12 protein-coding genes are annotated in these 12659 nt (G+C 51.5%); 9 read left to right on the top strand and 3 right to left on the bottom strand.

Translation table 11 applies throughout. The annotated features are described in order from the left end of the window. Positions 1-18 precede the first annotated feature (18 nt). From hcr to suhB, 3 genes are all read right to left on the bottom strand, one after another. Positions 19-1041 (bottom strand): NADH oxidoreductase, encoded by a 1023-nt coding sequence (hcr, locus tag ACESOH_RS00435; protein ID WP_373098942.1) that lies wholly within the window; start codon positions 1039-1041, stop codon positions 19-21. 96 nt (positions 1042-1137) lie between these two features. After that, on the bottom strand, positions 1138-2790 hold the full coding sequence (hcp, locus tag ACESOH_RS00430) for a hydroxylamine reductase (RefSeq protein WP_373098941.1): 1653 nt from the start codon (positions 2788-2790) through the stop codon (positions 1138-1140). 296 nt (positions 2791-3086) lie between these two features. After that, positions 3087-3890: an inositol-1-monophosphatase gene (gene suhB, locus ACESOH_RS00425; RefSeq protein WP_373098939.1), complete on the bottom strand. Its 804-nt coding sequence runs from the start codon at positions 3888-3890 to the stop codon at positions 3087-3089. A 160-nt stretch (positions 3891-4050) separates the two neighbouring features. Here suhB and trmJ point away from each other — a divergent pair, with 160 nt between their 5' ends. The 9 genes from trmJ to gshAB all read left to right on the top strand — a co-directional run bounded on the left by trmJ (position 4051) and on the right by gshAB (position 12641). Further along, a complete protein-coding gene (gene trmJ / locus ACESOH_RS00420; protein WP_373098938.1) occupies positions 4051-4773 on the top strand; it encodes a tRNA (cytosine(32)/uridine(32)-2'-O)-methyltransferase TrmJ in 723 nt (240 codons plus the stop codon). Between the two features lie 74 nt (positions 4774-4847). Continuing rightward, the gene (iscR, locus tag ACESOH_RS00415; protein ID WP_032091854.1) at positions 4848-5306 is read left to right on the top strand and encodes a Fe-S cluster assembly transcriptional regulator IscR; all 459 of its coding nucleotides are present in this window, start codon (positions 4848-4850) and stop codon (positions 5304-5306) included. 50 nt (positions 5307-5356) lie between these two features. After that, positions 5357-6571, top strand: a complete 1215-nt coding sequence (locus ACESOH_RS00410) for an IscS subfamily cysteine desulfurase (RefSeq protein WP_032091855.1) — start codon at positions 5357-5359, stop codon at positions 6569-6571. Positions 6572-6652: 81 nt separating this feature from the next. Beyond that, entirely contained in the window at positions 6653-7036 is a 384-nt protein-coding gene (iscU, locus tag ACESOH_RS00405) for a Fe-S cluster assembly scaffold IscU (protein WP_032091856.1), read from the top strand. Positions 7037-7101: 65 nt separating this feature from the next. Next, entirely contained in the window at positions 7102-7425 is a 324-nt protein-coding gene (gene iscA / locus ACESOH_RS00400; protein ID WP_032091857.1) for an iron-sulfur cluster assembly protein IscA, read from the top strand. 13 nt (positions 7426-7438) lie between these two features. Next, positions 7439-7957: a Fe-S protein assembly co-chaperone HscB gene (hscB, locus tag ACESOH_RS00395; protein ID WP_373098937.1), complete on the top strand. Its 519-nt coding sequence runs from the start codon at positions 7439-7441 to the stop codon at positions 7955-7957. Between the two features lie 76 nt (positions 7958-8033). Next, the gene (gene hscA / locus ACESOH_RS00390; RefSeq protein ID WP_373098936.1) at positions 8034-9899 is read left to right on the top strand and encodes a Fe-S protein assembly chaperone HscA; all 1866 of its coding nucleotides are present in this window, start codon (positions 8034-8036) and stop codon (positions 9897-9899) included. Between the two features lie 3 nt (positions 9900-9902). Beyond that, on the top strand, positions 9903-10241 hold the full coding sequence (fdx, locus tag ACESOH_RS00385; protein WP_032091859.1) for an ISC system 2Fe-2S type ferredoxin: 339 nt from the start codon (positions 9903-9905) through the stop codon (positions 10239-10241). Between the two features lie 126 nt (positions 10242-10367). Then, the gene (gshAB, locus tag ACESOH_RS00380; RefSeq protein ID WP_373098935.1) at positions 10368-12641 is read left to right on the top strand and encodes a bifunctional glutamate--cysteine ligase GshA/glutathione synthetase GshB; all 2274 of its coding nucleotides are present in this window, start codon (positions 10368-10370) and stop codon (positions 12639-12641) included. The last annotated feature ends 18 nt before the right edge of the window (positions 12642-12659 follow it).

The following is a 12659-nucleotide window of genomic DNA, read 5'->3' as shown; positions in this document are numbered from 1 at the left end:
TGGGTTGGCTAAAACGGGTTAATCCGGCAGCAAATCTACGGTGACATTGCCTTTCAGCTGGCAGCTGCAAGCCAGCACATAGCCGCGCTGAAGTTCGTCTTCGGTCAGCGGCCCGTTGGTGGACACCTCATAATCGCCGCTTACCCGCGTTTTGCAGGAACCGCAGATCCCGGAACGGCAGGCGGCAATCACCGGCACTTTATGTTCTTCCAGCGCCGCCAGTAAGGTCATGCCCACCGGCACGGAAAAACTCTGCGGCACCGGATTGGAGAGGGTTAAGGTCACCTGCTTGCTGTTATCCAGCAGGCAGTTTTCCGCCGCGGCATGGAACTGCTCCAGAAAGAAGCGCTCCGGCGCAACGCCGAGCGCTTGCGTCATGGCCTGCAAATCATTCATATAACTTTGCGGGCCGCAGGTCAGCACGCTGTAATCGGCGATATCCGGTACCAGCTGCGCCAGCATTTCGCGGCTGACCCGGCCGGACAGAAAACCCGGTTGCGCATCGACCGAGGCATTGATAAACAGTTTCAGTTGCGGAAACTGCTGACGTAATTGCTCCCACTCGCGTTTGAAGATCACATCTTTCGGCGCATGCACACTGTACAGCACCACCACCTCGACATCCGGACGGTTATTCAAAAGCCAGCGGGTCATCGACATAATCGGCGTCACCCCGCAGCCGCCGGCGGCCAGCAGATAACGGTCGCTGAGAATTTTGGCGCAGGTAAATTCGCCCATCGGATCCGACAGCCAGAGCTGATCGCCGGCTTTCACTTCCGAGGTCAGCCAGTTGGAACCGACGCCGTCTTGAATGCGGCGCACGGTCAGCGTGATAAAACGGCTTAATCCCGGCGAGGAAGACAGCGTATAGGCGCGGGCAATATCCGGCGTATTGCGGATACTGACCAGCGCGTACTGGCCCGGCTGATAGGGGTAGAAATCCTGCGCGATAAGTTCGATGGTATAAACGTCATCGGTTTCTTTGATCACCGAATGCACTTGCATCTGGTTGTAACATAAAGGGTTTTGATTTTCCGACATGATCCTTTCCTGATTAAAGTGCGGTGCGTTTTCGGCTTATTTTTCAGTGCCGACGCGGTTTAAAAACCGCTGAAAAAATCACCGCACTTTGATTGATTATTTCGCCAATGCTTCGGCCATATCCTGTTCCGGTGTGGTTAAACCGCGTAAGCCGAATTTCTGGTTCAGTAGCGTCATCACATTATCATTCAGAAACGCCGGTGCGGTCGGGCCGGTGTAAATATTTTTCACCCCCAGCGCCAACAACGTGAGCAGGATCACGATGGCTTTTTGTTCAAACCAGGATAACACCAGCGTCAGCGGCAATTCGTTGACGCCGACATTCAGTTTCTGCGCCAGATTGACCGCCAGCATAATGGCGGAGTAGGCGTCGTTACACTGACCGACATCCAGCAGGCGCGGTAAACCGTCGATAGTGCCGAAATCCAGCTTGTTGAACCGGTATTTTCCGCAGCCGAGGGTCAGAATAGCGCAATCCTGCGGCACTTGGCGGGCAAAATCGGTGTAATAGCTGCGTTCGCCTTTGCTGCCGTCGCAGCCGCCGACTAAAAAGACATGACGCAGTTTTTTCTCCGCCACCATGTTGATTACCGCATCGGAGGCGTCCAGCAGGGTCTGACGGCCGAAACCGACGGTAATGCGGTGTTCCAGTTCGCTGTAAGGAAAACCGGACATCGCCTGCGCTTTGGCGATCACCGGCGCGAAATCGCGGTCTTCAATATGCGCCACGCCCGGCCAGCCGACGATGCTGCGGGTAAAGATACGATCAGCATAATGACCGACATTCGGGTCGATAATACAGTTGGAGGTCATGATAATCGGCCCCGGGAACTTGGCGAATTCTTTTTGCTGATTCTGCCAGCCGCTGCCGTAATTGCCCGCTAAATGCGGATATTTTTTCAGTTCCGGATAACCGTGCGCCGGCAGCATTTCGCCGTGCGTATAAACGTTAATGCCGGTACCTTCGGTTTGTTCCAGCAGCGCTTTTAAATCTTTCAGATCATGGCCGGAAATCAGAATACATTTGCCGGCGACCGGTTTTACGTTGACCGTAGCCGGCACCGGATTGCCGAAGGCTTCCGTTTCGCCTTGATCCAACAGCCCCATCACCTGAAAATTCATGTTGCCGATCGCCAGGGCTTTGTCCAGTAATTCGCCCAGATCACTCGGTTGAGTACCCAGCCAAGCCATAAATTCGTGGAACTGGCGGTACACTTCATTGTCGGATTTGCCCAGAACATGAGCATGTTCCATATAAGCCGCCGCGCCTTTTAAACCGTATAGGCACAGCATCCGCACACCGTGCGCCTCTTCGCCGATCTCCGCGCGATCGGAATTTAACGCGAAATCCGCCGCCTGTGCGGTTAATTGCGCAATGCTGTCGCCTTGTAATGTCAGATGCGCCAGCGGATGTTTTACTTCAATGCTGGGGTTAATCGCCCGACAGCGGCGGATAAGATCGTCACGGTAATCCTGCGCCTGGCGGGCATATTGTATGATCCGTTGTGAGTCGAAGTTGACGTTGGTTAAGGTGGAGAAAAATGCCTGTGCGCAGAAGGCATCGATTTCATTGTCGATAATGCCCAGATCCCGTCCCTGTAGCGCCCAAGCGGACAGGCTTTGCAATACTGCGACCAGCAGATCCTGTAAATCGGATGTTTCCGCCGTTTTTCCGCACATGCCCTGTGCGTAGCTGCAGCCGTTGCCGACCGGGGTGCGCATGGTTTGTTCACATTGAATGCAATACATAAAAATCACTCCTAACAGATAAATAATTGACCAAAAAAGTCGGTTATTAAAAACGTGAAAATAGTAAAGCTTTTCATCAATAACACAATGAAGATTTTTATTAATTTACTGTTTTTTTGATCTGGATGGAAAAAGCTACTAAGAAAGGGGTAGCTGACATCGGGCTTTGAACTTTTATATTGTGGTTAGGGGTTATTCTGTGGGCGGAGGGCGGAATTATCTTCTTCAATTTTATAGAAAAAATGCTGAATGACAGGCCGTTATTCAGCATTTGTAAGACGAAAGAAATTGTAATATTAGCCTTTAAAATCGTTGCCGAGACAAGGCTGGATGTTGGCTAAAATCGCTTTGACCAAACGCGGCGGTGCGGCGACGATGTGGCCGGCGGTCAGGTAATTATGCCCGCCGTTGAAATCGCACACCAAGCCACCGGCTTCGCGCACAATCAGATCGCCGGCGGCAATATCCCAGGCTTTCACACCCATTTCGAAATAACCGTCCACCCGACCGGCGGCCACATAGCATAAATCCAGTGCGGCGGAGCCGGTGCGGCGGAAATCGGCAACTTCGCTAATAAGGCTGTTCATCATGGCGAAGTGAATCGGCATTAATGTCGGTTTTTTGAATGGAAAGCCGGTGACTAACACCGTGCCCTGTAAGTCGCGTTTGTTGTCCACGCGCAGACGCAGTTCATTGAGTTTCGCGCCCTCGCCGCGAACGGCGGTGAATAATTCATTGCGCATCGGGTCGTAAACCACGCCGACTTCGGTGCGGCCTTTCACCCGGATTGCGATAGAAACGGAAAAGTGCGGTAAACCTTTAATAAAGTTTGTGGTGCCATCCAGTGGGTCGATGATCCATTGTACTTCGCTGTCTTTGCCTTCCAGCGCACCGCTTTCTTCGGTAATAATGGTATGTTCGGGGTAAGATTTTTTAATGACTTCGATGATAGCCGCTTCGGAAGCCTTATCAATATTGGTGACAAAGTCATTTTTGCCTTTGCTTGTGGTTTGAATTTCATCGCGGCGTTCATAACCTTTAGCAATAATATTGCCCGCTCTTCGTGCCGCACGAATGGCGATGTTTAACATTGGATTCATAGATTTCCACCAGATTTTAAAGAACAGTTAAGAGCGCTGATTATAGTGATTTTTTCACTGAAAAGCGAGAACTTACAGAAAATTTTAAAATTCCTGACTAAATTTAAAGGGTATTGTGATAGAATATCCACAATTTGAGGTCAGATAATACGATAATGATATGTTGGAAAATATCCGAATTGTGCTGGTGGAAACGTCGCATAGCGGCAATATCGGCTCCGCGGCGCGGGCGATGAAAACCATGGGGCTGGCGCATTTATATCTGGTGGCGCCGAAACAACGGGTTGATGCGCAGGCTATCGCCTTGGCCGCCGGTGCGGAGGATGTGGTGAACAACGCCGTGCAGGTCAACGATTTTGCCGACGCGATTGCCGGCTGTTCGTTAGTGATCGGCACCAGCGCGCGCCTGCGCCATGTGCAAACCCCGCTGATTGAGCCGCGTGAGTGCGCCGAAAAAGCCATTTTTCATGCCCGGCAGGGAAACGTGGCGATCGTATTTGGACGTGAGCGCAGCGGATTGACCAATGATGAACTGCTGAAATGCCGTTATCATCTGACGATCCCGGCCAATCCCGATTATTCTTCGCTCAATCTGGCCATGGCAGTGCAGCTGGTCGCTTATGAGCTGAGAATCGCATGGCGCGCGACGGATAAAATACAACAGCAATCGCCACTTTCAGCGATAGAGAATATCTATCCGGACGCGCAGGCGCTGGAATATTTTTTCGCCCATACCGAACGGCTTTATCGTCAACTGGGTTTCATTCAGAATCAAGGCGTTATGCCGAAATTAAGACGGTTATATCAACGGGCGCAAATTGAGCGCAACGAGCTGAATATTTTGCACGGCATGTTAAGTGCGGTAGAAAAAAGGCTGAAATAAGCCGGCGCAATAGTTGACTAATTTAGTTGGTTATGTAATATATCGCCATTGATTGATAAGAAGGAAAATAGAAGATGAAATTAACCTCCAAAGGTCGTTATGCTGTCACCGCAATTTTAGATATTGCCCTCAATGCTGAAAACGGTCCTGTCAGTCTGGCCGATATTTCCGAGCGGCAACATATTTCCCTTTCTTATTTGGAACAATTGTTTGCCAAATTGCGCCGTCACGGTCTGGTAAAAAGCGTGCGCGGCCCCGGCGGCGGCTATCAGTTGGGGCTGCCGGCCGACGATATTGCCATCGGCATGATTATCTCCGCCGTCAACGAAAATATTTCCGTGACCCGCTGTCTGGGGCAGGGCGACTGTCAGGGCGGCAAGCAATGTCTGACCCATTCCTTATGGGAACAATTAAGCCAGCGCATTGAAGATTTCCTGAACGATATTACGCTGGCGGAACTGGTGGATAAACATCATGTGAAGCATAAACAGACCCATCAGGATTTTGACAATTTAGTGATGATTAATAAATAACCGCTAGCAAAAAGTGCGGTAAAAAATAAAGTGTTTTTTAGGAGTTGATAATGAAATTACCCATTTATTTAGATTATGCGGCGACGTGTCCGGTGGACGAACGGGTGGCGAAAAAAATGATGGACTATTTAACCATCGACGGCACTTTCGGCAATCCGGCCTCCCGTTCGCACAAGTTCGGCTGGCAGGCGGAAGAAGCGGTGGATGTGGCGCGTAATCATATCGCCGATCTGATCGGTGCCGACAGCCGTGAAATTGTGTTCACATCCGGCGCGACGGAGGCGGATAATCTGGCGCTGAAAGGTGCGGCGCATTTTTACCAGACCAAAGGTAAACATATCATTACCTGCAAAACCGAGCATAAAGCGGTGCTGGATACCTGCCGTCAGCTGGAGCGTGAAGGTTTCGAAGTAACCTATTTAAGCCCGCAGTCGGACGGTTTGATTGATTTGGACGAGTTGAAAGCGGCGATGCGTGACGACACCATTTTAGTGTCGATCATGCACGTCAATAACGAAATCGGCGTGATTCAGGATATTGCCGCAATCGGCGAAATCTGCCGCGAACGACGGGTAGTGTTTCATGTGGACGCCACTCAGAGTGTGGGCAAACTGCCGATTAATCTGGCGGAACTGAAGGTGGATTTAATGTCCATGTCCAGCCATAAACTGTACGGGCCGAAAGGCATCGGTGCGTTATACGTCCGGCGTAAACCGCGTATCCGTCTGGAGGCGATTATCCACGGCGGCGGCCATGAACGCGGGATGCGTTCCGGCACCTTACCGGTACACCAAATCGTCGGCATGGGCGAAGCCTATCGTATCTGCAAGGAAGAAATGGCGACCGAAATGCCGCGTCTGAAAGCGCTGCGCGATCGCTTGTATAACGGCTTGAAAGACATTGAAGAAACCTATGTCAACGGTTCGATGACACATCGGGTGGATAACAATTTAAATATCAGTTTCAATTATGTGGAAGGCGAAAGCCTGATGATGGCGCTGCGCGATATCGCGGTGTCTTCCGGCTCCGCCTGTACTTCGGCAAGTCTGGAACCGTCTTATGTATTGCGTGCGCTCGGGCTGAATGACGAACTGGCGCACAGTTCGATTCGTTTTACGCTGGGACGCTATACCACGCAGGAAGAGATTGATTACACCATTAATCTGGTCAAAAGTGCGGTGCAAAAATTACGCGAATTATCCCCGCTGTGGGATATGTATAAAGACGGCGTGGATTTAAGCGCCATCGAATGGACGCACCATTAAGGTTTAAGCCTGTAACGCGGCGGCGCGATAATTTAAATTCGGCTTATTGTTTTTGATACACATGTAGGAAAGGAAAGAAATATGGCATACAGCGACAAAGTCATCGATCATTATGAAAATCCGCGTAATGTCGGTTCGTTTGACAAAAAAGCGGCGGATATCGGTACCGGCATGGTCGGCGCGCCGGCCTGCGGCGATGTCATGCAGCTACAGATTAAAGTGAATGACAGCGGCATTATTGAAGATGCGAAATTCAAAACTTACGGCTGCGGTTCGGCGATCGCCTCCAGTTCGCTGATTACCGAATGGGTGAAGGGCAAATCTTTAGATGAAGCGCAGGGAATTAAAAACAGCCAGATTGCGGAAGAGCTGGAATTGCCGCCGGTTAAAATTCACTGTTCTATTTTAGCGGAAGACGCCATTAAAGCGGCGATCGCAGATTATAAAGCGAAAAAAGGCGAGTAATTGATTATTCTGATACGCGCGCAGCAGACGCGCGTTATCATTTTACCTTCTATTTGGAGAATATTATGGCGATCACATTAACTGACAGTGCGGCGAATCGGGTAAAAACCTTTTTGGCTAATCGCGGTAAGGGTATCGGATTGCGTTTAGGCATTAAAACCTCCGGGTGTTCGGGGCTGGCGTATGTGCTGGAGTTCGTCGATCAGTTAAATGACGATGATCAGGTGTTTGAACATCAGGGCGTTAAAGTGATTGTGGACAGCAAAAGTCTGGTTTATCTGGACGGCACCCAGCTGGATTTTGTCAAGGAAGGGCTGAATGAAGGATTTAAGTTCAGCAATCCGAATGTCAAAGATCAATGCGGCTGCGGCGAAAGTTTTAATGTGTAAGCGGGTAAACGGCATGACAAATCCTTTTGCATTATTTGCGTTACCCGTTAGCTTTGAGTTGGATCAGCATCGCCTTTCCCAGCGTTATCTGGCGTTGCAGAAATCCCTGCATCCGGATAATTTTGCCAACCGTTCGGCACAGGAGCAGCGTCTGGCGCTGCAAAAATCGGCGGAAGTCAACGATGCGTTGCAAATTCTGAAAGATCCGATTTCCCGCGCCGACAGCATTATCGCTCTGCATCTCGGCTCTCAGGACACAGAACAACAAACCAATCACGATATGGCATTTCTGATGCAGCAAATGGCATGGCGCGAACAGCTGGAAGCGCTCGAACAGCAGCAGGATTCACAACGGCTGAGCGCATTTTCCGCGCAAATCGAACAGGTCGGCAGAGAGATTTTAAGCGAACTTTCCACCGCACTTGGTGCGGAAAACTGGCAGCAGGCACGGGTGCTGACCGATCGGCTGCGTTTTATTCGCAAACTGACGGCGGAGATTGAGCGGATTGAAGAAACGCTGCTGGCATTCTGAGCCATCCCGTTGCCCGATGGCGGATGACGAACATTATTATATAAACTGATACATAAGAATTTTAGAGAACATAATCATGGCATTACTGCAAATCGCCGAACCCGGTCAGAGCGCCGCTCCCCATCAACAGAAACTCGCGGTCGGCATTGATTTAGGCACCACCAATTCGCTGGTGGCGACGGTGCGCAACGGGATGACGGAAATTTTATCCGACCGACAGGAACGTCCGCTTACGCCGTCAATTGTGAATTTTCAGCCGAATCAACCGGTTCGCGTGGGCTATGAAGCCGCCGAACTGGCCAGCGAAGACCCGCGCAATACGATTATTTCGGTCAAACGTTTGATCGGCCGCTCCCTGGAAGATGTGCAGCGCCGCTATCCGAATCTGCCTTATGCCTTTGCCCGCACGGAAAACGGCTTGCCGTTATTTCAAACCGCGCAGGGATTGGTCAGCCCGATTGAGGTGTCGGCGGAAATTCTGAAAAAACTGACCGCACTTGCCGAGCAGCGGCTGGGCGGCGAGCTGTCCGGCGCGGTGATTACGGTGCCCGCCTATTTTGATGACGCACAGCGGCAAAGCACCAAAGATGCGGCAAAATTAGCCGGGCTGAATGTGCTGCGGTTATTGAACGAACCGACGGCGGCGGCGATTGCCTACGGGCTGGACAGCGGACAGGAAGGCGTGATTGCGGTGTATGATTTGGGCGGCGGAACCTTTGATATTTCCGTTTTGCGCTTAGCCAAAGGCGTATTTGAAGTGCTGGCCACCGGCGGAGATACGGCGCTGGGCGGGGATGATTTTGATCATCTTATTGCCGACTGGATCCTGCATCAATCGGCGCTCGGCGTTGACAATGCGCAGCAACAGCGCCAGCTGATCGAAACGGCCAATCGGGCGAAAGTGCGGTTAAGTTCCGCCGCGAAAACCACGATTCATTTTAAAGACTGGTCGGGCGAAATGTCCGTTGAGCAGTTTAACCAATTGATTGAGCCGCTGGTAAAACGTTCGCTGGCGGCTTGTCGCCGCGCGCTGAAAGATGCCGGTGTCGACACGCAAGAGGTGCGCAAAGTGGTGATGGTCGGCGGTTCGACCCGGGTGCCTTATGTGCGTGAGCAGGTACAGGCGTTTTTCCACCGTCCGCCTTTGACCTCGATTGACCCTGATAAAGTGGTGGCGCTCGGCGCGGCGATTCAAGCCGATATTCTGGTCGGCAATAAACCGGAGGCGGAAATGCTGTTGCTGGATGTGATTCCGCTGTCGTTGGGGATTGAAACCATGGGCGGTCTGGTCGAAAAAATCATTCCGCGCAACACCACCATTCCGGTAGCCCGCGCGCAGGAATTTACCACTTTCAAAGACGGGCAGACCGCGATGTCGGTGCATATTGTGCAGGGCGAGCGCGAAATGGTGGCGGACTGCCGTTCGCTGGCGCGTTTTACCCTACACGGTATTCCGCCGATGGCGGCGGGCGCGGCGCATATTCGCGTTACTTACCAAGTGGATGCGGACGGATTGCTGAGCGTGACGGCGATGGAAAAATCCACCGGCGTGCAGTCTTCCATTCAGGTGAAGCCCTCTTACGGCTTAACCGATGATGAAATCACCCGTATGCTGAAAACCTCAATGGAAAATGCCAAACAGGATATTCAGGCGCGTTTGCTGGCGGAACAGCGGGTGGAAGCGGCGCGGGTTATCGAAAGCGTGTATGCGGCGTTGCGACAGGATGAAGCGTTGCTCAACGATGAGGAATTAAGTGCGGTTAAAAATGCGTTAGTTTCGTTACAGCAATTACAGCAGCAGGATGACAGTCTGGCGATCAAGCAAGGAATTAAAGCCTTGGATCTGGCGACGCAGGAATTCGCCGCGCGCCGTATGGATAAATCGATTCGCGCCGCCTTATCCGGTCATTCTATTGACGATATTGAAAAATTGAAGGAATAAAATATGGTTAAAGTTGTTTTTTTACCCCATGAAACGCTGTGTCCCGACGGTATGGTGGTCGATGCGGCGGAAGGGGATAACTTACTGGATGTGGCGCTGGACGCCGGGGTTGAAATCGAACACGCCTGCGATAAATCCTGCGCCTGTACTACCTGCCATGTGATTATCCGCGAAGGATTCGACAGTTTAAACGAAAGCAGCGATCAGGAAGACGATATGCTGGATAAGGCATGGGGGCTGGAAGTGGACAGCCGCTTAAGCTGTCAGTGTAAAATCGGTAACGAAGATTTAGTGGTCGAAATCCCGAAATACAGCATCAATCACGCCCGGGAAGAGCATTAATCCCCGTCACACAACCGTAAATCTAACCCGCCGTAGCATCAAGATGAACGGACGATTTGTGTTTTTATGAATTGTCCTGAATAATAGGCGGGTCTCCCCTTTATTGTGAGTATTAAAAGGATACTTATGAACATTCAACAAGCAATTAAGCAACAGCGCCTCGGCGTATTATTCCGGCAGGGTTCGTTCGGTATCGAAAAAGAAAGCCAGCGCGTGCATGAGGACGGCTCGGTGGTGACTACGCCGCACCCGGCCGTATTCGGTAATCGTTCCTATCATCCTTATATTCAGACGGATTTCGCCGAAAGTCAGCTTGAGCTGATCACACCGCCGAATAACAACATCGAGGACAGCTTGCGCTGGCTGTCCGCCATTCATGAAGTGGTGCTGCGCTCATTGCCGGAAAACGAATATATTTTCCCGCTCAGCATGCCGGCCGGCTTGCCGCCGGCGGCGCAGATCAAAGTGGCGCAGCTGGATAACGCCGACGATGTGGCGTATCGCGAACATTTGGTGCAATCCTACGGCAAAAATAAACAAATGGTCAGCGGCATTCATTATAATTTTCAGCTTGCGCCCGATTTGATCCGCGCCTTGTTCAAGGCGCAGCATGACTATCAAAGTGCGGTGGATTTTCAGAACGATTTATATCTGAAAATGGCGAAGAATTTTCTGCGCTATCAATGGGTATTGCTGTATTTACTGTCGGCGACCCCGACAGTGGACGCCGATTATTTCAAACAGGGATCCCCGCTGAAAGCCGGCCAATATGTGCGCAGTCTGCGTTCCAGCCAATACGGTTATGTGAATGCGCCGGAAATCGTGGTGTCTTTCGACAGCGTGGCAAAATATGTCGAAACCTTAGAACATTGGGTGACAAGCGGCAAACTTATCGCCGAGAAAGAATTTTATTCCAACGTGCGCTTGCGTGGCGCCAAGAAAGCCCGCGATCTGCTGACCAACGGCATTCAGTATCTGGAATTCCGACTGTTCGATTTAAATCCGTTCGAGCCTTACGGCATCAGCCTGAACGATGCGAAATTCATTCATTATTTTGTGCTGCTGATGATCTGGCTGGATGAGACCGCCGATCAGCACGGCGTGGAGTTGGGCAAAGCGCGTCTGGCGGAAGTGGCGTGGGAAAATCCGCTGGCGCAAACCGCTTATCGGGCGGAAGGCGAAGCGCTGCTACAGCGCCTGATTGACATGCTGAACGATATCGGCGCGCCACAAAGTGCGGTGGATATTGTACAAGAAAAATTAACCCAGTTCGCTCAGCCGGACAAAACCCTGTGTGGTCGCTTAGTGCAGGCGGTGGAACAGGCCGGCGGCTATCAGCGCTTCGGCGCGGCGTTGGCAAAACGGTACAAAGCCGCGGCGTTCGAACGTTTTTATGCGCTTTCCGCGTTTGACAATATGGAATTATCCACGCAGGCATTATTGTTCGATTTGATTCAAAAAGGCATCAAAACGGAAATTCTGGACGAGCGCGATCAGTTCCTTTGCCTGCAATTCGGCGATCATATCGAATATGTGAAAAACGGCAATATGACCTCACATGACAGCTATATTTCGCCGCTGATCATGGAAAATAAAGTGGTGACCAAAAAAGTGCTGGCCAAAGCCGGTTTCAATGTGCCGCAGAGTGTGGAATTTACCTCGGCGGAACAGGCGCTGGCAAGTTACAGCCTGTTTGAACGGCGCGCGGTCGTGATTAAACCGAAATCCACCAATTATGGTTTGGGTATTACCATTTTCCAGCAGGGCGTGCAGCACCGCGAGGATTTTGCCGCCGCGGTAGAAATCGCCTTCCGGGAAGACAAAGAAATTATGGTGGAAGATTATCTGGTCGGCACCGAATACCGCTTTTTTGTGCTCGGCGATGACACGCTGGCGGTGCTGCTGCGCGTGCCTGCCAATGTGGTGGGCGACGGCGTGCATACGGTGGCGGAACTGGTTGCGGCGAAAAACGCTCACCCGCTGCGCGGCGACGGCAGCCGTACCCCGCTGAAAAAAATCGCCTTGGGGGATATTGAACGGCTGCAACTGAAAGAGCAGGGATTGACGATAGACAGCATTCCGGCAAACGGTCAGTCGGTGCAGCTGCGGGCCAATTCCAATATCAGCACCGGCGGCGACAGCATTGATATGACCGATGAAATGCATGACAGTTATAAACGCCTTGCCGTCGGCATTACCAAAGCCATGGGGGCGGCGGTGTGCGGGGTGGATTTAATCATTCCCGACCTGAAACGTCCCGCCGAACCGACACTGGCATCTTGGGGCGTGATTGAAGCGAATTTCAATCCGATGATGATGATGCACATTTTCCCTTATGCCGGACAATCCAGACGGGTGACGCAACATGTTATCCGCATGTTGTTCCCGGAAGTGAAATAACAGAAAAAACCGCATGCT

This window comes from Necropsobacter rosorum, assembly GCF_964241405.1.
Taxonomy (GTDB): Bacteria; Pseudomonadota; Gammaproteobacteria; order Enterobacterales; family Pasteurellaceae; genus Necropsobacter; species Necropsobacter rosorum.
This window is presented reverse-complemented; position numbering and strand designations above follow the sequence as displayed.

Bases quoted from the DNA above. Each gene is read 5' to 3' on its own strand.
- hcr (WP_373098942.1), bottom strand. From the start codon at position 1,041: ATGTCGGAAAATCAAAACCCTTTATGTTACAACCAGATGCAAGTGCAT.
- hcp (WP_373098941.1), bottom strand. From the start codon at position 2,790: ATGTATTGCATTCAATGTGAACAAACCATGCGCACCCCGGTCGGCAAC.
- suhB (WP_373098939.1), bottom strand. From the start codon at position 3,890: ATGAATCCAATGTTAAACATCGCCATTCGTGCGGCACGAAGAGCGGGC.
- trmJ (WP_373098938.1), top strand. From the start codon at position 4,051: ATGTTGGAAAATATCCGAATTGTGCTGGTGGAAACGTCGCATAGCGGC.
- iscR (WP_032091854.1), top strand. From the start codon at position 4,848: ATGAAATTAACCTCCAAAGGTCGTTATGCTGTCACCGCAATTTTAGAT.
- ACESOH_RS00410 (WP_032091855.1), top strand. From the start codon at position 5,357: ATGAAATTACCCATTTATTTAGATTATGCGGCGACGTGTCCGGTGGAC.
- iscU (WP_032091856.1), top strand. From the start codon at position 6,653: ATGGCATACAGCGACAAAGTCATCGATCATTATGAAAATCCGCGTAAT.
- iscA (WP_032091857.1), top strand. From the start codon at position 7,102: ATGGCGATCACATTAACTGACAGTGCGGCGAATCGGGTAAAAACCTTT.
- hscB (WP_373098937.1), top strand. From the start codon at position 7,439: ATGACAAATCCTTTTGCATTATTTGCGTTACCCGTTAGCTTTGAGTTG.
- hscA (WP_373098936.1), top strand. From the start codon at position 8,034: ATGGCATTACTGCAAATCGCCGAACCCGGTCAGAGCGCCGCTCCCCAT.
- fdx (WP_032091859.1), top strand. From the start codon at position 9,903: ATGGTTAAAGTTGTTTTTTTACCCCATGAAACGCTGTGTCCCGACGGT.
- gshAB (WP_373098935.1), top strand. From the start codon at position 10,368: ATGAACATTCAACAAGCAATTAAGCAACAGCGCCTCGGCGTATTATTC.